The following is a 21,103-nucleotide window of genomic DNA, read 5'->3' as shown; positions in this document are numbered from 1 at the left end:
GCCTAGTTGACCGACAACGACAGCGGCCCGAACTCTTCAAAGTGTATGTTCGACTTCTCAATACCACGATCGACCAGGTAGCGGTAATGCTGACGGATAAACGGCCCCGGTCCGCAGATGTAATACACCGCTTCGGGGTGCAATGCTTCGGTCGGAAGCTGGTCGAGAGACACCCAACCGAGGTATTCATTGGCGGAAAGGCTTTCGGCCGAGTCGTAAAAAAAGTGCTTCTCCACATGCGCTACCTGCTCGGCGATGGCATGCAAATCGGCTTTGAATGCGTGCACCTGCTCGTTTTTGCAACCGTGTACCCAGGTAATGGGCGCATTGGCTTCCGCGCGTACAAGGCTTTCGAGCATGGCGATCAATGGCGTTTGTCCGACGCCTCCGCTGATGAATACCTGTGGTTTACCGTCGTCGGCTTTCAAGGTGAAATTTCCGGATGGGGCCGAAAGGTCCACAATTTCGCCGGGCTCGACGAAGTCGTGGAGGCGGTTACTGATCATCCCGTCGGGGTGCTGGCTGCCTGCCTCCCGCTTCACCGAAATGCGGTAGTATTCACCGTTCGGCGCGCTCGACAGGCTGTATTGCCGCGGCTGTTGGAGGTTATATTCGGGCAAAAAGAGACGGATGCTGATGTATTGACCCGGTTTGAAATCGGCCACAGCGCCGCCGTCGACAGGGTAGAGGTAGAAGGAAGTGATCTCTTCGGATTCCCTCACCTTTTTACGCACCACGAATGGCCGCCAGCCCGACCAGCCGCCCGGAAGGCTTACTTTTTCGTCATAAATCTTTTGCTCGTGACCGCTCATCAATCCCGCGAGCTGGGTATAAGCGATCGTCCATGCTTCGAGAAGTTCGGGCGTGGCCGCTTCGCCGAGCACTTCGGCAATGGAGGCGATGAGGTGCCTGCCCACGATCGCGTAATGCTCCGGACGAATGTGTAAGCTTGCGTGCTTGTGGCCAATGGTATCCACTACCGGAAACAACACTGAGGGGTCTTCAATATTTTCCGCATAAGCGAGCACGGCCATTGCGAGGGCGGTTTGCTGGCGTTTGTTTTGTTGGTTACCCATATTGAAAAGGTGTTTCAATTCGGGGTTATGCGTGAACATCCGGTTGTAAAAGTGGGTTGTCAGCAGCACACCGTGTTCTTTCAGTACTGGTACAGTGGCCTTTACGAGGTCTTTTTGTTGTGGGGACATGATGTTGAAAAATTAAAATAAAAGACATTTTTATCCTTTATTTGGGTAAAAAAATATTATTTATTCAGGGTAAGCTGTCCTTGAATGAGCTCTTCATTAAACTGGCCAATGGAAGTACCACGCAACATGATGACGATCTGTGTCCGGATCTTCTTGAAATCGTCGTGCAACGGACACGGATTGGTTTCGGAACAATAGCTCAGTCCCATTCCGCAACCGATGAAAATGCTGTCGCCTTCGATGGCCTGTACAATGTCGGCCAGTGGGCGTTTCAACCCGCCGGAATCGAGGTAAAAACCTCCATTCGGGCCTTTGGAAGAGAGGATGAGCCCTTCCTTGCTCAGCTTTTGAAGGATCTTGGCCAGGAACGGCTCCGGGGAATTGATATGCTCCGCAATTTCCCGGATGCCGGCCTTTTCGCCTTCTTCCGAGCGTTGCGCGATGTAAAACACCGCCCGCATCGCATATTCACATGTTTTTGAAAATATTCCCATTTGTCTGTCCGGCCCACGACCGCTTACCTGAATGCAAAGATAGGAGGCAATTTTAAAATAAAAGAGTTTTTTATCTTTTATTAATTTGAGTCGATAAAGAGTTGGAAAATGGATACCGGCAGTCTGGGGAGATTTCTAAGACCAGTCTTCTTAGAATGCCGATGAAAAAAACTTTAGAAATTTTTTCCAACTTCTGTCCAGATCCGAAAACCTGATTGTCATTAGGTTTTTAAATTCAAAATTGCTTAAAAATGGAAACCAGACTTAATTTCTTTGAAAAAGGACAAAATGCATTAAAGCCGCTTTTCAATATGGCAGGCTACATTAAGAAATCGACTATCGACCGTCAACTGGTAGAACTGGTGGACTTCCGTGTGTCGCAGATCAACCAATGCGCTTACTGCCTTGATATGCATTCGAAAGAGCTGCGTGCGATGGGCGAAACCGAGCAACGTTTGTACGGTGTGAGCGCATGGCGTGAAGCTCCTTATTATACCGACCGGGAACGCGCCGCATTTGCATGGGCCGAAGCGGTGACCGCCACGCACATTACCGACGAGGTGTACCGGGAGGTAGCAGCTCAGTTCTCCAATGAAGAATTGGTCGACCTGACCATGGTCGTAACGGCGATCAATACCTGGAACCGCATCAATATCGCATTCCCGGGCGGGATCGGTACTTATCAGGTAGGCCAGTTCGGTTGAGCCGCGGATTGAGGATTTCTGACTAGCTTTCGTATTTTAACAGAAAAGCACATTATTTTAAACGATAGCCACGATATGGACGAATTCTTATTGGTATTCCGGCGAGATTTCCAGAGCAGGGAAAATCAGCCTTCGCCCGAGCAGTTGCAGGAGCATTTTCAGAAATGGTATGCCTGGTACGAAAAGATGGCCGGCGAAGACCGGATTGTGCTCCGCAGAAAATGGGACGGTGAAGGCCTCGTGGTCGACCGGCAGAAAACCGTCCTCAATGGCCCTTATGCCGAAATAAAAGAGTCGATCGGCGGAATGGTGATCATTAAGGCGGCCGATTACCTCGAAGCTGCCGAAATTGCCAAGGAGGTTCCTATACTGGAATTCGGCGGAACTGTGGAAATCCGGAAAGCACTCTGATTGCAGTTTGCTGATGCTTTTTTGATAATTTTACGTGTCCGAGCGTCGGGGTCCGGCTACATCAGCCGGGCCCCGACGCTCGGGCACGTGTTATCATGGAGGAAAAAGAACTGTTGCCCCATCTTTTCAGGACCGAATACCGCAAGCTCGTGGCGGTGCTCTGCTACCTTTTCGGGATCGAACACGTAGAAATCGCCGAAGACATTGCCAGCGACACATTCCTGGCCGCGGCCGAAACCTGGGCCATCAAGGGCGTGCCCGAAAACCCGGTAGCCTGGCTGTACACCGTTGCCAAGAACCGTACGAAGAACCATTTGAAACGAAATTCAATTTTCGAGCAGAAGGTCGCTTCGGAAATCCGCTATTCGTCGGACATGGAAGAGGAAATCGATATCGACATGTCGGCCAGAAACATTACGGACAGCCAATTGGCGATGATATTCGCTGTGTGCGACCCACTGATCCCCGCTGATTCCCAGGTGGCATTGGCGCTGAACCTGCTGTGCGGTTTTGGCGTGCAGGAAATTGCCGATGCATTTCTGGTCCATAAGGAGGTCGTGTACAAGCGCATCCAGCGCGCGAAGGAAAAGCTGAAAGAGGGCAACATCAGGATTGAGCAGCCATCGGTGACCGAGATCAGCGGGCGGTTGGAAACTGTTCTCACCACATTGTACCTGCTTTTTTCGGAAGGTTATTATTCTATTTCGCAAAATACCATCTTACGCAAGGAGCTCTGCGCAGAGGCCATGCGGCTCAACTTTTTGTTAGTTGAAAACGAGCTGACCGACCGGCCCGAAGCGAGCGCATTGCTTGCGCTGATGTGCTTCCATTCGTCACGCTTCGAGGCGCGTACCAATGCGAATGGTGAAATAGTGTTGTATGAAGACCAGGACGAATCGCTCTGGAACCAGGAGCTGATAGACCGGGGCGCTTATTACCTCGGCCGGGCATCCGCGGGTGAAAAACTCAGCCGTTATCACCTCGAAGCGGCCATCGCTTACTGGCATACGCATAAGGAAGATTCGCCTGAAAAATGGTTGCATATCCTGGACCTTTACGATCATTTGCTGGCGATCGAATATTCCCCGATCGCGGCTTTGAACCGCGTTTATGCGCTGGCGAAAGTGAACGGCAAGGAAGCTGCTATTCAGCAGGCACTGCATTTAAACCTTACAAACAACCATTTTTATTATTCACTGCTGGGTAACCTTTACACGGGCGTAGACCGGGCGCAGGCCATTTTGAATTACGAAAGCGCGATCCAGCTTGCACATTCGCAAGCGGACAGGGCAATCCTTTTCAGGAATATCCGGCGCTTACAGGAATTGTAGGTCTTATTTAGTTGATAAAATTTCGTTATAATATTCAAATAGTCGTACTTTTGCCCGGTTCACATTTCAATAACACTTCCAAATGGGGCGCATATCCATGCCGGGTATATCCATGCCGGGCACATCCATGCCGGGCACATCCGCCGACGGGTTCGCCGGAGCTGACGACGCTTCGCTCTGGGACGCTTTCAAAAAGGGCGACCGGCTGGCATTCGCGCGCCTGTACCAGTTGCATGTGCACCATCTGATCCGTTACGGCTACAAAGTGACAAGCAACCGCAGCCTGATCCAGGATTGTACACAGGACCTTTTTGTAGAACTTTGGGAAAACCGCGAGAACCTGACCGATATCCGCTCTCTCCGGTACTACCTGCTCAAATCGCTTCGCTATAAGCTCGTACGGCACTTGCGGTTCGAACAACCGGACAACCTCGACGAAGAGCGCATGGAGACGCACGACGACCATTTCGAAAGCCAGACCGTGCGGCAGGAGACATTGACCCGGCAATCGCGTCAGCTTGAAACCGCCATGGCGCAGTTGCCCAAGCGGCAGCAGGAAGCCATTCACCTGCGGTTTTTTCACGAGTTGACCAACGAGGAGGTGGCGCGCATTATGGGGGTCAACTATCAGTCGGCTTGTAAGTTCATCTATACAGGTCTGAAAACCCTGCGGGAAATCATGCAATTGTCGTCTGTAATCCCGGTTTTGTTTTCTTTTTTCCTAAAATCCTGAAATTTTTTCCAAAAAAATGGATTAAAACGCACCGCGTTTGACACTAGGGTATATCAACCGAAACCGATATGCCATGGCAGGAGATTTTGCCGACTTTGATATTGAAGATTTTGCATTCGAAGAAAGCTTCCAGCACTGGGTTTTGAAAACCAACCCGGAGCACGAGGAATTCTGGGGCCAATATCTGGCGGAACATCCGGAACAGACTGACAAAATCCTGGCAGCCAGGGTACTCGTGCTGGATTTGCATACCGACGACCGCAATACACAGGACGACCTGCTTGCGCAGGAGATCTGGGAACAGGTTGACCATCGGACGCGTCCGACGGGCTTTGTGATATGGCGGCGCATGAAGGCCTGGCATGTGGCCGCGTCGTTTCTGATGCTGGCGGTAGGGCTAGGGGTATGGCTTTGGAAATCGGAAAAGGCGCGGGAAGTGGCTGCGGTGCCAATGGGTGTTCCGCTGGTAGGTAGGATGCGCGAAGAATTGAACGCGACTGGGAGCGTCAGGCAAATTACGTTGCCCGACGGGAGTGTGGTGAGCCTGGACCCGGACAGTAAGCTGGTGTACCCGGCCCGGTTCGAAGGCCGTGAAAGGGTGGTTCAACTAAGCGGCGAGGCATTCTTCGAAGTGAAGCGGGACACCGAGCGGCCGTTCCTTATTTACGCCAACGAAACCGTCACAAAAGTGCTCGGCACGAGTTTTCGTATAAAGGCATACGTTAGTGCTCCGCAGGTGATCGTTTCGGTGGTGACGGGCAAAGTTTCGGTTTTTGGGAAGCAGGATTATGAAGAGAACCAAAACAATGCGCGGCTTACCGGCCTGATACTAACGGCTAACCAACAGGCGGAATTTTCGCGACAGGAGCTGCATTTCAATAAGACTTTGGTGGAAAAGCCCCTGATCGTCGAATCGGCACCGCGGACTTCGTTTGACTTCGACAATACGCCTTTGCAGGATGTTTTTAAAATACTGCAAGACGCTTACGGCGTGGAGATTATCTTTGATCCGGAGCTGGTAAATGGGCGTTCGCTGCAAGTGAGCCTGGAAGATGAATCCTTGTATGAAAAGCTCGACGTGATCTGTAAAACCATGGGAATGTCGTATCAGATTGTGGATGCGCGTATTCTCATTGGGAAACAGGATGGCCCCAAAAGTTTATCACCCTAAACCCCTGACCGATATGACATAGGAAACTCTACAAAAAAAGCCGGCAATGCGGAAACATTGTCGGCCTGGTACTGGCTCCCCGGACATCTGTGGCAAGATAAGGGAACCGGTTTTGCAAAAATCTTTTCGGGAAAATCACAAAACGATCAAAGGTATGAAAAAACATCGACTGCCTGTCGAGATCCTAATTGCTATGGTTAAATTCTCCTGTTTTCATCTTTTTCTAGTCATGCTGACGTTCGGTGTCAGCGTGGCCGGGGATAGTTTTGCGCAGGAAATGCTGACGCGCCCGGTGACGGTGACGCTCGTGAACCAGGACGTAAGGACGGCGCTGACGAGGATCGAGAAATCGGCCAAAGTAAAGTTTAGCTATGAACCTGCATTAATACAAAAAAGCGGGAATGTCAGCCTCACGGTGAACCATGAGCCGCTGGCCAATGTGCTGGACAAGCTGTTGAAACCGCTTGGGATCAGTTATAATTCTTCGGGACGATACATTATCCTCACCCGAGAAACCGGCCAGGGCCTGCGAAAGCCCGGGGGGATGGAGGAAGCAGAAGCATTCGAAAAGTGGGTGACCGGAAAAGTGGGTGATGAGGCGGGCGCGGCATTGCCGGGTGTGAGCGTCCTGGTGAAAGGCACGCAAACAGGCACCACAACCCAGGCCGACGGTACTTTCAAAATCGATATCGGCGAAGGTCCTGCATCCCTGATCTTTTCATTTGTGGGTTACGTCCCGCAGGAAATCGAGGTCGGCGGCCGGACGGTGATCGATGTGGCTTTGAAAGTGGATACCAAAGCATTGGAAGAAGTGGTAGTGGTAGGTTATGGCACCCAAAAGCGCTCCGATCTGACCGGCTCCGTGTCGACCGTGAAAGCGAATGACATTAAAAACCTCCCCGTGCGCAGCGTGAACGAAGCATTGCAGGGACGTGCCGCGGGCGTGCAGGTTACGCGTAACGATGGGTCGCCGGGTGCTAGTTCGGACATTATCATCCGTGGGGCGGGGTCCATCGGCGGCATGGCACCGTTGTACATTGTGGACGGCATCCGGATGTCGGCGGGGAACAACTTCAATTTGCAGGATGTGGAATCCATCGAAATCTTGAAAGACGCCAGCGCGGCGGCCATCTACGGAGCCCAGGCTGCCGGCGGCGTGGTGCTGGTAACGACCAAGCGCGGTACTTCCATGGACAAGATGAGCATCAACCTCAATGCCTATTACGGCGTTCGTAAACCGGTGAATATGTATAAATTGTTGAATACCAACGACTACTATACTGCCAAAACTGCATTCGGCGTGGCTACGGGTGGTTGGGGCGATCCGGCGGCATTGCCCAACACCGACTGGACGGACGCGATCTTTACCAACGGTGTGGAACAAAGCTACTCGCTGGATTTGTCGGGAGCGTCGGCCAAAAGCAACTACTACATTTCGGCCAATTACCAGAAAGAGGGTGGCACCATTATCGATAACTGGTTCAAAAGATATGGTTTACGGACGAATTCGGATTACAAACTTAATTCGAAACTGAAAGTCGGAGAGACGATGTACGCCTGGATGACGGAGATGAACCCGACAGTGAGCACTACATTTCCTTTTCGGTCTGCACCTGTGGTCGGTATCTATGACCCAACCAACACCTATGGCGGCTGGGCTAAAACGGGCAGCTTTTTTGGCGGGCCGAACCTGTTGGGGCAGGAGTACCAGAACCACATGTCGAACCAGACCTACGCCGTGGAAGGCAACGTGTACGCCGACTGGCAGATCATTCCCGCGCTCAGCTTTCGTGCCACTTTCGGGGCCTCGGTTTATAATGCCAAGAATTTGAAATTCACCGAAGCATTCGACTATGGCATCGTGGCCAACCGCATAGCCTTTCTGGGCCGGGATATCAACAACCAGCGGAACCTTACCGCGAACTTTGTTTTGACCTACCACAAAATATTCGGAAAACATGAGTTGAAAGCGCTGGCCGGTTATGAAGCATACAAATCCGACCTGAGCACATTGCACGGTGAAGCGCAGGGATTTCCTTATGTGACTTATAACCTGGGGCTTACTACAAACCCTGGCAGCTATGTGACCAATGGCGCGGAGTTGCCGCAAACGCGGTTATTGTCGCAATTTGGGCGGGTGAATTACACTTATTCGGGCAAATATTTACTGACTGCCACTGTTCGCCGGGACGGCTCCGACCGCTTTGGGCCTGCTAACAAATGGGGTGTGTTTCCCTCGGCGTCTGTGGGCTGGAAATTGAGTGAAGAAGCATTTTTGCAGGATAACCTGCATGCGGTTTCCAATCTGAAATTGCGGGCGAGTTATGGTAAGCTCGGCAGCACGAGCAACATTCCGCAGTATACCTACCAATCGTCGTACGGCGGCAACGGCGGTACCAATGCAATGGGGCTTTTCGACGGCTCCCGTTCGAAGGGTTATGCCTTGACTGCCCAGCTGGTGAACGAGAACATCAAATGGGAATCCGTTTTGCAAACCGACGTCGGTATGGATGTAGGACTTTTCAGGAATGCATTGAACATTACCCTCGACTGGTACAGCCGCCAGACGCAAGGCATGATTTACCAGGTGCCGGTGGCACCGACGGCGGGTTTTGGCAACACTTCGGTTTACACCAATATCGGCCAGATGAGTAATAAGGGCATTGAGCTGGCTGCCGATTACCGGGGCCAGAAAGGCGACTTTACCTATTCGCTGGCCATTAATGCTGCCTACAATAAAAACCTCGTCAAACAGCTCGATGGCAACAATAACAATCCTATCAGCGATGGCGCGGCCGGCAACGACCTCGACGGGAATGCGGGACGCACGCAGGTTGGCAATCCGATGAGCCAGTTTTACGGTTATCAGGTTGACGGGATTTTCGAGAGCGATGCCGAAGTGCAATCGCTGAACGAAACGGCGCAGCAGACGGCCGGTTCCACCACCATCTATTACCAGAATGCGGGCACCGCCGCAGGGGACCTGCGGTTCAGGGACATCAATGGCGATGGCCGGATTACCACGCTCGACAAGACGTTCATCGGTAACCCCTGGCCGAAACTTACCTATGGCCTGACATTAAACCTGGGTTGGAAAGGCATTGAACTGACTGCCTTGCTACAAGGCATTCAGGGCGTGGACGTCTACAATGGGAACAAGTATTACACCGAATATTTCTATGGCGATTATACCTCGACCCGCGACATTTTCAACTCGTCATTTTTTGACGGAAACGGCCTGACAGACCAGCCGCGGATCGGCGTTACCAATGCTTCGGGCACATTCGCCCGGGATCCGAATTCGAATTACGGGCGAATTTCGAGCTACTTTGTGGAAGATGGTTCATTCCTGAAACTGCGTAACCTGCAAATTGGGTACACATTTCCGAACCATTTGCTGACAGCACTGCATATGCAGGGGCTACGGGTGTATGCACAGGGACAGAACCTGTTCACGATCACGAAATACTCTGGGCTCGATCCCGAAGTGCTTGGGCGGAATGGCACCACCGCGCGCGGGATCGACACGATTTTCTCTTATCCGCGGTCCATGTTGCTTTCGTTCGGCCTTAATCTCAGTTTCTAACTTTCAATCAGAAGGATGATGAAAATTTATATAAAGCTGTCATTTTTGGCCTTTCTGGCGATAGTGACGGCATGTAAACAAAGTTTTGTAGACGTAGAAAACCCCACGGCGATTGCTACATCGGCCTATCCCGAAAAGGTTTCGGATCTCGAACAGCTGCTCGCTGGCGCATACGCTACGCAGCACGCGGCGGGCACCTTCGGTCGTGCGATGGGGCCGTACAGCACGCATTTGTGGGACCACACTTGCGACCTGAGCTGGCAAGGCTCGCCCAACTGGATACAGATGGGGCAGAACAATGCGTTGCCCAGCGACAACTTCCTGCTCCAAATCTGGCCGGACCTTTGGCGAGGCGTTCAACGCTGCAATACGCTGCTGGCTGGTATCGAGAAAGTGGGCCAGAATGCAAATGAAGCCGACAAAGCCGCCATTAGTCTTATTAAAGGCCAGGCATTGTTCCTGCGGGCCTGGTACTACTTTTACCTCACCACTTTCTGGGGAGAAAGCTTTATCGTGGACGGCCAGGGCGGCGACAAAATGGGTGTGCCGATCCAGGAAACGGTAGCGGATGATCTGTCCAAAACACAGGTGTCGCGGTCGACGGTGCGGCAATGCTGGGATTTCATTGTTAACGATTTGAAACAAGCGGAGACCTTGCTTGCCGGGAAAAAATGGACGGCTGCTACTGACCGGCACAAGGTTGACGAATGGGGCGTGAAGGGTTTTTTGGGTAAGGCTTATGTGTTTACGCAGGATTGGGCGAATGCAAAAACCATTCTGGGAAAGGTGATCGGCGAAAGCGGCAAGTCACTGGTGTCGTTCGATGTCTACAAGACGATGTTCAACGGGCAAAACGAGTTCAACTCCGAATCGCTTTTTGAGCTGAATTTGAATGTGGACATGAGCTTTGCGGGTGCTAACGACCTGTCGATGGGGTCGATGATGGGCACGCTGATCTCGCCTTCCTATGTAGGTGCGAATGGAACGCCCATTGCTTCCGCCTGGTCGAATGTATTTCCGCATGCCAAAAATATTGCTCGTTTTGGTTTTAACGAAGGACATTACTTCAAGCCCGGCACGACGTCGCCCAATAGCTCGAATGTCGATCAAGCCTACATCACCAAATCCATCACCGCGCGCACCAACAAAACGGTCGATCCACGGCTGTGGGTAGCATGCCTGCAACCTTATGTCGATTCCATGGTCGTGAGTGGCGCGAAAAGGCCAATTTCGCATTTTCTGGATATTAATGAATTGGATATGGAAGCGTGGAGTTTCAGGAAATACATCAACCTGAATGGAACAGAGCTGGAAATCAACCGCGCGAATGGCAGCAATATCCTGTGGCTGAGGCTGGCTGATATTTATCTCCTATACGCCGAAACGCTCAGCCGAACAGGCGACAATGTAAGTGCGTTGGAATACATTAATAAAGTAAAGCGCCGTGCTTACAGCCTGCCGGTCGACAAACCTTCGGCCGTGGACTATAAAAGCCTGACCGGCGCAACCAAGGCCTCCGACGATGTTCTGAAAAACGACCCGTTGAAGTATGAACGCTGGGCCGAGTTTTTCGGCGAGTTTAACTGGTGGTTCGACGTGTGCCGCTGGAAAATTGGCGATAAAGAGGCAGCCTATTACCAAAAAATACGTGGTGGGCCGATCCAGTGGAGCGCTACTGACTATGCACAGCCGATACCGGTGAACGAGATGACTTCTAACATCAATATGCGGCAGAATCCGGGTTATTAATGTCAATAACGGGGCTTTCGAAAGGAAGCCCCTCTTTTTTTAGCAGGTAATGTTTTGCGGAACGGACAGGCGCTTTGATTAGTTTCTATATTAGCCAAATCTAACCCCATTGATATGTCAAAGCTATTTTCGCCAGTTACTATAAAAAGCATCCAGTTTAAAAATCGGATCGTTGTTTCTCCCATGTGCCAGTATTCATCCATCGATGGCTTTGCCACCGACTGGCACCTGGTCCACCTCGGCAGCCGGGCTGTTGGCGGTGCGGGACTGATCATCACCGAAGCCACCGCCGTGTCGCCCGAAGCCCGTATTTCGCCCGAAGACCTCGGAATATGGCAGGACGAGCATCTCGAAAAACTTTTGCAAATCACGACATTTATCAGTGAGCAAGGCTCTGTACCAGGTGTGCAGCTCGCTCACGCGGGACGGAAAGCAAGTACCGCCGTGCCCTGGAAAGGCCGTGCCGAAGTGCCTCCCAGCGAAGGCGGCTGGCAAACCGTTGCACCCTCCGCGATCCCGTTTTCAGACACTTATCCTAAGCCGGAAGCATTGGATGAAGCGGGTATCGAAAAAATAATCTTCGACTTTACAGCCGCCGCAAAGCGCGCATTGCAAGCGGGCTTCAAAGTGATCGAAATCCACGCCGCGCACGGTTATCTGGTGCACCAGTTCCTCTCGCCGCTGAGCAACCACCGTAACGATGAATATGGCGGCAGTTTTGAAAACCGCATCCGCTTATTACTTCGCATTATCGAAGGTATTCACACGGTTTGGCCAGCAGACCTCCCGGTTTTTACCCGCATCTCCGCTACCGACTGGGTGGAAGGTGGCTGGAACCCCGAAGAGTCCGTTCAGCTCGTGCATATTCTTAAAGAGAAAGGGGTTGACCTGATCGACGTATCGTCGGGCGGTCTCGCCATTAACCAGCAGATTCCCGTCGGCCCGGCTTATCAGCTGCCATTCGCCTCCCGCATCAAGCGCGAAACCGGCATTCTGACCGGTACCGTCGGCTTGATCACCAACGCCACCCAGGCTGAGACCATTCTGGTGAACGGCGATGCGGATATGGTCATCATGGCACGGGAGATTTTGCGGAATCCCTACTTTCCATTGGAAGCTGCGCGGGATTTGAAAGATGGGGTTGCGTGGCCGGTGCAGTACGAGCGGGCGAAGTGGTGAAATGAATTAGTTCGTTAAACAATTGTCCGACAGTTTTCGAAATAAAATAGCCATTTGGTTGAAAAAGGTATTTTAACCAAATGGCTATTTTATTGTTTGAGTTTGGAGTAGGAAACAGGAATTTTGACAAGCAAACCACCCTCCAATGCGTGAAACACAATAAAACTAAATCAAATTCCTTTTTAATTTACATGTGACGTATTTCTACATATAATTAAAAATACTTTTATATGAAAAAAACTTGTTAGTGTGGCGTTGCTGTTATATGTTTACAAAAAGTTACTATCAACCTAATCAGTGAACAATCTGTAAATCTTTTACTTTCACTATATGTCTTTCGGCTTCATCAAGCACATCATGACAGGTGCCTGTATGGTACTTTATTGCCATTTGGGTTATGGGCAACAATCAATTCCTGATAAATCTGTATTAACTACACCTCTGGCGGGCGCCCGTATTACTGAAAAAGCTGTTCAATCAATAACTGCGTATAATAATATACGTTCCGGATCGGTTGAGTATATCGCAGGGAAAAGTGTCATCTTGGAGTCAGGGTTTCACGTGGCAGAAGGGGCAATTTTTGTAGCTCGAATAGATTCCGTAATACAACAGGTCGATGTCGCATCGGTAAATTCTGATATAACACTTAGCACAGATGGCGGTCACGATCACACAAAGCTTTTTTTGAGCGCTTACCCGAACCCTTATTCAGAAGATACACAAATCGAATACTGGCTACCCAAAGCGACTGCCGTGAGTGTTTCGGTTTTCAATGAGAAAGGCGTAGAGGTTGCCAGAATTCTGGATAATGAATCGCAATCAAAAGGCGGGCACAAAGTGACGTTTGCATCGGGTAGATTGCCATCCGGAACATACTTGTGTACGGTAAACACTTCAACAGAAAAAAAGACACATAAAGTAATTAAGCAATGATTGGGAGTCCGTTTGAGACCTCATTACGCATACTTAATGGTGAGTTTCTTGATTGACCCCATTGCCCGAATGCGCGGAGAGATTTGTGCCCTAATCTTAATAGTAATGTCCAAATAGCCGGATTGACAAGTTAAATCAAATACCTTCAGATGAAAAGTTTCCTTCCCTTAATGCTTTTTTTCGGAATATCCGGCGTCGCGTGGGGGCAAAATCAGATAATTGCACCCGCTGGACAGTCCATTAGGATTGCGACAGATACAATGGTGATTACGGCTCCTTTGAAAATAGCAAAAACACTAACGTTGGGTACTTACCGCTTCATAGGTATTCAAAAAACCACCGCCGGTGAATTGAATACATTTGTTGGCCCCAATAGTGGGAATTTGACGACAACGGGACGGTGGAATACATTTATGGGTGAAAATTCCGGGTTGGCCAATACGACTGGGAGGAATAATGCTTTCATAGGAACGTTCAGCGGGGGTGTGAATAGCACTGCAACGGGCGGCACGTTCGTTGGGTATAAAAGCGGTAATGCATCTACTACCGGAAACTACAATGTCATTGTCGGCAATACGGCCGGCGCTCTTAATACAAGCGGTGAATCGAACGTGTTTTTGGGGCTGGATGCAGGCTGGTCTAATCAAACCGGTGGTTCTAATGTGGCAATTGGCCGGGCGGCCGGCACTTACAATGTTGCGGGAAGCAACAATACATTCATCGGCTCAGGCGCCGGCTTTAATAGCCTGGGGTCGGGAAATGTCTTTATTGGAAGATCTTCCGGGTTTAACGAAACTGGCAGCAACAAATTTTATATAGGTAACCATAGCAGTAACTTACCCTTGGTTCAAGGTGATTTTCCAACCTCTCCTACAACCGGAGGCAAGTTTATCATTAATGGAAAAGTTGGGATGAGTGTAAATACATTTCCAACATCGGCAATAGACAGTACAAACACCTCGGTCCCTACATCATCTTTTCAACTGTTTGTAAATGGGGGAATGCTTTCAAAAGCATTGACGGTCAATGCTACGTGGGCTGATTTTGTTTTTGAAGAGAATTACCGCTTAAAGTCGTTACTCGAAGTAGAAGCTTTTATCGAGAAGAACGGCCATTTGTCTGGCGTCCCTTCCGCAAAAGAAATTGCAACGAAAGGGCTTGACCTGGGCGAACTGTCCAAAGTCCAGCAGGAAAAAATTGAAGAGTTGACATTGTATCTGATTAATCAGAAAAAGCAGATACAGGCGCAACACGAAATGATAATGAAACAAATGGCTCAAATCGAAAAGGTAAATGCAGTCCTGGACGAAAAATAAAACGCTTCGATCAATGAAAAAAAATGATACTCTTCCAATTACCATTGGAAAAATGAAAACGTATTGTGCAGCGGCACTGATGTTATGTGTACATGGTGCAATAGCTCAGAACCAGATATCGGCACCGGTAGGGCAGAGCCTGAAAGTCGTTGCCGATTCGACGGTCGTAAGCGGGAATCTTAAGGTCAGTAATCAGGTATTCTTTTCCAACTATCGATTACTTAATGTAAAAAAGACGGCTGCGGGTGATTTGAATACCGTTGTGGGGCCCAATGCAGGTAATTTAACCATGACAGGAAGGTGGAACACGCTTCTGGGGGAAAATGCCGGGCTCGCCCTTACAACGGGTGCTAACAATACATTCCTTGGAACATACAGCGGTAGTGCTACTACAACAGGGATAGCCAATACGTTCATTGGCTATAAAAGTGGGTTCAACAATGTGGGTGGGAACTACAATGTGCTGATCGGGAACACAGCGGGCCTGAGCAATACGAGCGGAACATCTAATGTTATTGTGGGCCTGGATGGAGGTTACAGCAACACCACAGGAGGCTCCAATGTCTATATTGGTCGTGGAGCGGGATATACCAGTTCAACTGGCAGTAATAACACAATGGTAGGGACGTCTGCCGGAAATGCTAACTCCGGATCCGGAAACGTATTTATTGGCAGCCGAGCGGGACAGAATGAAACCACGGCGAACGATAAGCTGATTATTGCCAACTCCAATGTGAACTTGCCACTTGTGACTGGGGAATTCCCATTGTCTACAACGACAGGTGGTAAATTAGTTATCAACGGCCAGGTGGGAATAGGTGTTACGACATTCCCTACCACTGCGGGTTCGATAAATGTTTCGGGTTACCAATTGTTTGTGAATGGCGGTGCGCTGGCGAAGCAGGTTGTCGTGAGCAACTCCTGGGCCGACTATGTTTTTGAGAAGTCGTATCAACTGAAACCCCTCGAAGAAGTAGAAGATTTTATTAAAACGAACGGCCATTTGCCGAATATCCCCTCTGCCAGGGAAGTGGAAACCAAAGGCCTCGACCTCGGTGACATGGCCCGCAGGCAACAGGAGAAAATCGAAGAGCTCACGTTGTATACGATTCAACATGACAAACTGATCCGCAAGAATGAAGAGCTGATCAGGTTACAGGAGGAGAAATTGAAGCAAATCGAAGGGAAACTATCCAGTGCAGGCCGCTTAGAAAGATAATTTGAAATTTATTTCGTAACCATTACAATGAGAAAATTCTTATTCTTCATACTGCTTTTTGTAGCTCAAAATTTACATGCGCAGGAAAAGGCCGACCAAAGCACAGATACAAAAGCAAGAACCGCCCAGGTGAATGATTCCGCTGTGACGTATACTTATGATGGTGCGGGGAACCGGATCAAGAGAGTTGGCGGAATTAGCTCGGCTTGCCTAAATATCTGGACTGGCAATGTGAGCGCGAGCTGGAACAACGCGGGCAACTGGTCGCTTGGTGTCGTGCCCCTTCCCTCTCACACTGTGCAGATACCAACAGTAACCGGAAAGCCGTATCCGACGCTGGATGTGAACACAACAGTTTCGAATATCCGGTTCACAGGGGGGATTATAAACACTAATAATTTTAATATTACCATGGACCTGACCGCGGTATGCCCCAACTAGAAGCAACTTTGTAAAGCGGTTGTGTATTTTCTCAACCCTTAGTAAAAATGTATTGCAAAATAGACATGAGCAATTTATGACAATAATGAGACAGGCTTTTCTTGTGTTTTTTACAGTTTGTGCAATAGCCGCCCAAGCCCAAAACGAGCTGATTACCCCAGCAGGCCAGGCGCTCCGCCTCGACGCGGACAATGTGAGCATCAAGCAAAAGGTCACACTTAACAGCGATTCGGGTTACGTCTCGATTGGTGGGTATCGTTTGATAGGGATCAAAAAGGCAGCTACGGGCGAGCTGAGTACATTTGCAGGGCCTAAAAGCGGTAATTTCACGATGACGGGCCGCTCTAATGCTTTCATGGGAGAGAATTCCGGAGCGGTGGTTACTTCCGGCTATGGAAACCTGGCTATGGGAAGAAATGCAGGCGCCTTAATTACTACGGGATATCAAAATGTGCTGGCGGGCGAGGACGCGGGAGCACTTCTTGCAGGTGGATACTTCAACACGGTGGTCGGGTCGGGTGCGGGCCATTCGACGATCAGCGGCCAATCCAATGTCTTTCTCGGTCTGAGCACCGGTTACGAAAACAACTCATCAGCGAATGTATTCATAGGCCGGGCCGCCAATTACTTCACGGCAGGCGGTTCCAAAAACGTATCGATCGGCTTTGGTGCTGGATCGGGAACAGGAGCAACGAATACCAACGGCGCAGGCAATATCCTGATCGGTAACAGGGCGGGCTATTACGAGACCGGCGATAACAAACTTTACATCGCCAACAGTAATACGACGACACCGATCATTTATGGCGAGTTTCCCACCGCATCGCCGAGCTATGTCGGTAAGCTGATTTTCAATACACGCGCCGGGGTAGGGGTTACTACTTTCCCAACTACGGTAATGGTCGGGACTGTATCCACGAATGTCTCGGCTTTTAAAATGTTTGTAAACGGTGGGATGGTTGCACGGAATCATATACTGACGGGTGCCGGGGCTTGGGCGGATTATGTTTTTGAGGAAGGATACCCGCTGAAAAGCCTGAATGAGGTCGAAGCTTTTATCAGAGTAAACGGGCACCTGCCCAAGGTGCCATCGGCAGGGCAAGTGGATGCATGGGGGATCGATGTTGGTAAGATGACGCGTCTGCAACAAGAGAAGATCGAAGAATTGACGCTTTACGTCATTGCTCAGAACAAGAGGATGGATGGGCAGAAAGGCAGAATAGAAGCCAAAAAAGCGCAGGTAATAAAGCTATTGAAAGAAATGGACCGGTTTTAAAAATACTGATTAGCATGAAAAACATTAATTTACAAGACTTGAGACTCTCGGCTATATTTTCTCTCGTGGCGCTTTCGTCACAGCTTTATGCACAAAACGAGGTAACGACCCCGACGGGGCTGGCTCTGAAACTTACTTCAGACAATGTAATCGTAAAGCAGAAAATTTCTATCGAGAGCGATTCCGGATATGTGTCTATCGCCAATTACAAGTTTCTGGGCATTAGAAAAACCGCAGCCGGAGATTTGAATACTTTTGTAGGGCCTAATGCCGGCAACGTAACAATGACGGGTAAGTGGAACACTTTCTTTGGTCAGAATTCCGGTAAAGCTAACACGTCCGGTTACAGCAATCTTTTCGCAGGAAGCTCTGCCGGGGCAGCGAATACGTCAGGTTATGGAAACACCATGCTAGGCCAGAGCGCTGGAGCTGCGACTACCACCGGGCAATTCAATACGTTTGTAGGGAACTCTGCGGGAGCGGGAAATGTAACGGGGCAGTCCAACGTTTTCGTCGGCATTTCGGCGGGTGCTTTGACTAACGCGAACGGCAATACCTACGTGGGGCGCGCGGCCGGTTATTACAATGCAGGCGGCTCTTATAACGTGGCAATTGGCTTTGGCGCCGGTTCAGGACCTGGCCCAGCAACAACGAGCGGCTCCTACAACGTGTTTCTCGGAAATCAGGCGGGGTACAATGAAACGGGAAGCAACAAACTCTATATTGCCAACAGCAACACGGCCACACCGTTGATCTACGGTGAATTCCCTACTGCAAGTCCAAGCTATGTTGGCAAGCTGGTGTTCAACACCCGGGTGGGTGTAGGAATAATGGCTTTACCCAATTCCGTGATGGTTGGTACCACGTCCACAGATGTGAGTGCTTATAAGATGTTTGTCGATGGTGGTTTGGTAACAAGAGAGCTGGTCATTACAGGTGCCGGTGCCTGGGCCGATTATGTCTTCGCAAATGATTACAAATTAAAAAGCCTCAACGAAGTAGAAGCATTTATCAAAACCAATGGCCATTTACCCAACATCCCGGCGGCAAAAGAAGTTGAAAAATGGGGTATCAATGTGGGCGAAATGAGCCGCTTACAGCAGGAGAAAATAGAGGAACTTACACTCTACATGATTGAACAAAACAAAAAGCTTGAAAGTAACGAAGACCTGTTGACGGAGCTGGACAAGAAAATCGACCAGATATCTGTGCGTATGGAAGAATTAAAGAGACGTAGTAATTAGTTGCCAGGAGAATTCAGGTAAATGACCACATGACCATCACTATGAAAAAGTCTCTGACGTTCTTATCACTTTTTTTGTTGGCAGGCTGTTTGTGCCATGCTCAGGGTAAGCTTACGGAATTTGAATATATACCGGACAAGGTAGTACTCACGAAATTGTCGTCCCGTTCACAGCTGGTAAAGGCCCGCAAGATCATGAATGTGAACGTACAAATGCAATCGGGAAGTCTGGTCGCTGTGGCTGGACAGGCCATTATTCTGGAACCGGGTTTTTCCGTTACCAACGGTGCGCAGTTTCATGGCAAGATCGAAGAAGTAAATTCGGACCAGCGGGACATTGTGCTCGAAGAAGCCGGCCCGGTGAAAATGGAAGTCGAGTTTGATCAGAACAAGTTATCGATCAATAATTATCCCAACCCGTTTATCAAAAGCACAGAGGTTCAATACTGGCTGCCAGAGGATTCCAAGGTCAGCCTGTTGGTGTACGATGACAGTGGTATTCTGATATCCAGGGTTTTTCAAGATAGCTATCAGGCCCGAGGACTTCATAAGGTCAGTCTGGAAGGACAGCACCTGACCTCAGGAACATACAGTTGTGTTTTAAGCACACCGTCGCAAAGAAAAGTCAGGAAGATTGTTAAGTTGTAAAATTTAACTGTTATGAACTTCGAGGCGGCCGTTCCGGATAGGAATGGTCGCTTTATTGCTTTATCGATAACCTGTGACCTGAAAGTAGCTTCCTTACCACACCTGGATACGGGCGATTTTGCCGGATTGCTGTTTAGCAACGTTGTTTTAGCAAAATTGCTTTTATTTGATTCATAATATAAGTAAGATGAAGGATTGAGACGGAGCAAAAAGACACATCAGAATTTGCATTGCATGAAAGACCTGAAAAACGAAAAAACACTAGCTGCGAAAGAAGCGGTCAAATATCTTTCCAACGGCCAGATCATCGGCCTCGGCTCTGGCAGCTCGGCTTATATCGCGATTGCGGAAATTGGAGAGTTGGTGAAGCAGGGCCTGGATATCAAAGGCGTGCCGACTTCTGAAAAAACCCGGGAGCTGGCGGAGTCCCTGAACATCCCTTTGCTGAAAATTGAAGAAGTCGATTCGATTGACATGACGATCGATGGAGCCGATGAGTTTACGGAAGATTTGCAGCTGATTAAGGGTGGCGGGAGCTTTTTGTTGAAAGAGAAAGTAGTGGCCTCGCTGTCTAAAGCTGAGATTATCATTACGGATTCTACCAAAAAGGTTGAGTTTCTCGGAAAGTTCACGGTGCCAATCGAAGTGATTCCCTATGCGCAAAACTATGTTTTGGCACAACTGGAAAAGCTGAATGGCACAGGTAAAATCAGGCTGGTAGACGGCAAGCCATTGATTACGGAACAGGGAAACTTGCTGATTGACGGTGATTTTGGGCTTATTCAGGATCCGGTTTTGTTGGCAGACGAACTGATCCGGGTGGTGGGCGTCGTAGAGCATGGGTTATTTATCAATATTGCTACGCGCGTTATCATGGGGGTGGATGGTGGTACACTGACGTTTGAGAAGTAGGCCGAGCATACCTGGCGTATGTCGCTCATAGCGGTATTGCCTCATCTGGAACAGTCCACGGATATGGCTAAATTGTTGAAAGTGATCGTTATACATGACCTCATCGAGGCGGAGGCCGGCGATGTGCCGGTAACGGAAATGATGCGGAATCTGAAATTGCTCTGGACAGTGACCTTATCTACTCCATACCACAGTAGGCGGGCTAGAAGACAGTGTGGATTCGCTGAACCTGAAATTCAATCTCTGAGACCTAAGGTATACCTCTCCAAGCTGTAGATAGGACGACTTCAACCGCGCCATCGCATATTATCTTTTCAAAAACTACAACTATTACCTGTCCGACAAAGCAGCGCAGGGCAGGAATAATGTGTCGTTGAATGTGGTGATGAAAACTTTGCCGCATTACCTGACAGTGAATATCGACAGAGAATATTAATGGGTGCTTATAAATTACAAAAGCCGTCGGATCTTGTCTGACGGCTTTTTGTTCTTAACTACACTTAACAAATAAATATCCCTAATACGCTGATTTATAGCTGTCAGGAAACATGT

General features: G+C 49.5%; 19 protein-coding genes and 1 pseudogene. 18 read left to right on the top strand and 2 right to left on the bottom strand.

The window, feature by feature from the left end; genetic code table 11:
- Window positions 1-2: 2 nt before the first annotated feature.
- Together hmpA and LZD49_RS26520 are read right to left on the bottom strand one after the other, a co-directional pair.
- Window positions 3-1,205 (bottom strand): NO-inducible flavohemoprotein, encoded by a 1,203-nt coding sequence (gene hmpA / locus LZD49_RS26525; protein WP_234670734.1) that lies wholly within the window; start codon window positions 1,203-1,205, stop codon window positions 3-5.
- A 56-nt stretch (window positions 1,206-1,261) separates the two neighbouring features.
- A complete protein-coding gene (locus LZD49_RS26520) occupies window positions 1,262-1,699 on the bottom strand; it encodes an Rrf2 family transcriptional regulator (RefSeq protein WP_234670733.1) in 438 nt (145 codons plus the stop codon).
- Between the two features lie 251 nt (window positions 1,700-1,950).
- Between LZD49_RS26520 and LZD49_RS26515 the strand changes: the two genes are divergently transcribed.
- The 18 genes and pseudogenes from LZD49_RS26515 to LZD49_RS26430 form a co-directional block, all read left to right on the top strand.
- A complete protein-coding gene (locus LZD49_RS26515; RefSeq protein ID WP_234670732.1) occupies window positions 1,951-2,403 on the top strand; it encodes a carboxymuconolactone decarboxylase family protein in 453 nt (150 codons plus the stop codon).
- Window positions 2,404-2,478: 75 nt separating this feature from the next.
- Window positions 2,479-2,814 carry a YciI family protein gene (locus LZD49_RS26510; RefSeq protein WP_234670731.1) on the top strand — a complete coding sequence of 112 codons (336 nt, stop codon included), beginning with the start codon at window positions 2,479-2,481 and terminating at the stop codon, window positions 2,812-2,814.
- Between the two features lie 95 nt (window positions 2,815-2,909).
- On the top strand, window positions 2,910-4,145 hold the full coding sequence (locus LZD49_RS26505) for an RNA polymerase sigma factor (RefSeq protein WP_234670730.1): 1,236 nt from the start codon (window positions 2,910-2,912) through the stop codon (window positions 4,143-4,145).
- Between the two features lie 82 nt (window positions 4,146-4,227).
- A complete protein-coding gene (locus tag LZD49_RS26500; protein WP_234670728.1) occupies window positions 4,228-4,878 on the top strand; it encodes an RNA polymerase sigma factor in 651 nt (216 codons plus the stop codon).
- Between the two features lie 73 nt (window positions 4,879-4,951).
- Complete coding sequence (locus LZD49_RS26495) at window positions 4,952-6,049, top strand: FecR family protein (protein WP_234670726.1); 1,098 nt, start codon at window positions 4,952-4,954, stop codon at window positions 6,047-6,049.
- 154 nt (window positions 6,050-6,203) lie between these two features.
- On the top strand, window positions 6,204-9,635 hold the full coding sequence (locus LZD49_RS26490) for a TonB-dependent receptor (RefSeq protein ID WP_234670724.1): 3,432 nt from the start codon (window positions 6,204-6,206) through the stop codon (window positions 9,633-9,635).
- Between the two features lie 15 nt (window positions 9,636-9,650).
- Entirely contained in the window at window positions 9,651-11,384 is a 1,734-nt protein-coding gene (locus LZD49_RS26485) for a RagB/SusD family nutrient uptake outer membrane protein (protein ID WP_234670723.1), read from the top strand.
- Between the two features lie 114 nt (window positions 11,385-11,498).
- On the top strand, window positions 11,499-12,563 hold the full coding sequence (locus tag LZD49_RS26480) for an NADH:flavin oxidoreductase/NADH oxidase (protein WP_234670722.1): 1,065 nt from the start codon (window positions 11,499-11,501) through the stop codon (window positions 12,561-12,563).
- Window positions 12,564-12,893: 330 nt separating this feature from the next.
- Window positions 12,894-13,496, top strand: a complete 603-nt coding sequence (locus tag LZD49_RS26475; protein WP_234670721.1) for a T9SS type A sorting domain-containing protein — start codon at window positions 12,894-12,896, stop codon at window positions 13,494-13,496.
- A gap of 149 nt (window positions 13,497-13,645) precedes the next feature.
- The gene (locus LZD49_RS26470; protein WP_234670720.1) at window positions 13,646-14,812 is read left to right on the top strand and encodes a hypothetical protein; all 1,167 of its coding nucleotides are present in this window, start codon (window positions 13,646-13,648) and stop codon (window positions 14,810-14,812) included.
- Window positions 14,813-14,864: 52 nt separating this feature from the next.
- The gene (locus tag LZD49_RS26465) at window positions 14,865-16,031 is read left to right on the top strand and encodes a hypothetical protein (RefSeq protein ID WP_234670719.1); all 1,167 of its coding nucleotides are present in this window, start codon (window positions 14,865-14,867) and stop codon (window positions 16,029-16,031) included.
- A gap of 27 nt (window positions 16,032-16,058) precedes the next feature.
- Window positions 16,059-16,472, top strand: coding sequence for a hypothetical protein (locus tag LZD49_RS26460; RefSeq protein WP_234670718.1), 414 nt, complete (start codon window positions 16,059-16,061; stop codon window positions 16,470-16,472).
- An 85-nt stretch (window positions 16,473-16,557) separates the two neighbouring features.
- Window positions 16,558-17,748 (top strand): hypothetical protein, encoded by a 1,191-nt coding sequence (locus LZD49_RS26455; protein ID WP_234670717.1) that lies wholly within the window; start codon window positions 16,558-16,560, stop codon window positions 17,746-17,748.
- 14 nt (window positions 17,749-17,762) lie between these two features.
- Window positions 17,763-18,992: a hypothetical protein gene (locus LZD49_RS26450; protein ID WP_234670716.1), complete on the top strand. Its 1,230-nt coding sequence runs from the start codon at window positions 17,763-17,765 to the stop codon at window positions 18,990-18,992.
- A gap of 41 nt (window positions 18,993-19,033) precedes the next feature.
- Window positions 19,034-19,639: a T9SS type A sorting domain-containing protein gene (locus tag LZD49_RS26445; protein ID WP_234670715.1), complete on the top strand. Its 606-nt coding sequence runs from the start codon at window positions 19,034-19,036 to the stop codon at window positions 19,637-19,639.
- A gap of 12 nt (window positions 19,640-19,651) precedes the next feature.
- Complete coding sequence (locus tag LZD49_RS26440) at window positions 19,652-19,816, top strand: hypothetical protein (RefSeq protein WP_234670712.1); 165 nt, start codon at window positions 19,652-19,654, stop codon at window positions 19,814-19,816.
- Window positions 19,817-19,873: 57 nt separating this feature from the next.
- Window positions 19,874-20,551, top strand: a complete 678-nt coding sequence (gene rpiA / locus LZD49_RS26435; protein WP_234670710.1) for a ribose-5-phosphate isomerase RpiA — start codon at window positions 19,874-19,876, stop codon at window positions 20,549-20,551.
- Between the two features lie 12 nt (window positions 20,552-20,563).
- Window positions 20,564-20,827 (top strand): annotated as a pseudogene (locus LZD49_RS26430) (HD domain-containing protein); the annotation flags it as partial.
- Between the last annotated feature and the right edge of the window lie 276 nt (window positions 20,828-21,103).

This window comes from Dyadobacter sp. CY261, from assembly GCF_021440085.1.
In the GTDB taxonomy this organism is placed as follows: domain Bacteria; phylum Bacteroidota; class Bacteroidia; order Cytophagales; family Spirosomataceae; genus Dyadobacter.
The sequence above is the reverse complement of the archived record's forward strand: the minus strand, read 5'-3'. Positions and strand labels throughout refer to the sequence as shown.

Bases quoted from the DNA above. Each gene is read 5' to 3' on its own strand.
- hmpA (WP_234670734.1), bottom strand. From the start codon at position 1,205: ATGTCCCCACAACAAAAAGACCTCGTAAAGGCCACTGTACCAGTACTG.
- LZD49_RS26520 (WP_234670733.1), bottom strand. From the start codon at position 1,699: ATGGGAATATTTTCAAAAACATGTGAATATGCGATGCGGGCGGTGTTT.
- LZD49_RS26515 (WP_234670732.1), top strand. From the start codon at position 1,951: ATGGAAACCAGACTTAATTTCTTTGAAAAAGGACAAAATGCATTAAAG.
- LZD49_RS26510 (WP_234670731.1), top strand. From the start codon at position 2,479: ATGGACGAATTCTTATTGGTATTCCGGCGAGATTTCCAGAGCAGGGAA.
- LZD49_RS26505 (WP_234670730.1), top strand. From the start codon at position 2,910: ATGGAGGAAAAAGAACTGTTGCCCCATCTTTTCAGGACCGAATACCGC.
- LZD49_RS26500 (WP_234670728.1), top strand. From the start codon at position 4,228: ATGGGGCGCATATCCATGCCGGGTATATCCATGCCGGGCACATCCATG.
- LZD49_RS26495 (WP_234670726.1), top strand. From the start codon at position 4,952: ATGGCAGGAGATTTTGCCGACTTTGATATTGAAGATTTTGCATTCGAA.
- LZD49_RS26490 (WP_234670724.1), top strand. From the start codon at position 6,204: ATGAAAAAACATCGACTGCCTGTCGAGATCCTAATTGCTATGGTTAAA.
- LZD49_RS26485 (WP_234670723.1), top strand. From the start codon at position 9,651: ATGATGAAAATTTATATAAAGCTGTCATTTTTGGCCTTTCTGGCGATA.
- LZD49_RS26480 (WP_234670722.1), top strand. From the start codon at position 11,499: ATGTCAAAGCTATTTTCGCCAGTTACTATAAAAAGCATCCAGTTTAAA.
- LZD49_RS26475 (WP_234670721.1), top strand. From the start codon at position 12,894: ATGTCTTTCGGCTTCATCAAGCACATCATGACAGGTGCCTGTATGGTA.
- LZD49_RS26470 (WP_234670720.1), top strand. From the start codon at position 13,646: ATGAAAAGTTTCCTTCCCTTAATGCTTTTTTTCGGAATATCCGGCGTC.
- LZD49_RS26465 (WP_234670719.1), top strand. From the start codon at position 14,865: ATGAAAACGTATTGTGCAGCGGCACTGATGTTATGTGTACATGGTGCA.
- LZD49_RS26460 (WP_234670718.1), top strand. From the start codon at position 16,059: ATGAGAAAATTCTTATTCTTCATACTGCTTTTTGTAGCTCAAAATTTA.
- LZD49_RS26455 (WP_234670717.1), top strand. From the start codon at position 16,558: ATGAGACAGGCTTTTCTTGTGTTTTTTACAGTTTGTGCAATAGCCGCC.
- LZD49_RS26450 (WP_234670716.1), top strand. From the start codon at position 17,763: ATGAAAAACATTAATTTACAAGACTTGAGACTCTCGGCTATATTTTCT.
- LZD49_RS26445 (WP_234670715.1), top strand. From the start codon at position 19,034: ATGAAAAAGTCTCTGACGTTCTTATCACTTTTTTTGTTGGCAGGCTGT.
- LZD49_RS26440 (WP_234670712.1), top strand. From the start codon at position 19,652: ATGAACTTCGAGGCGGCCGTTCCGGATAGGAATGGTCGCTTTATTGCT.
- rpiA (WP_234670710.1), top strand. From the start codon at position 19,874: ATGAAAGACCTGAAAAACGAAAAAACACTAGCTGCGAAAGAAGCGGTC.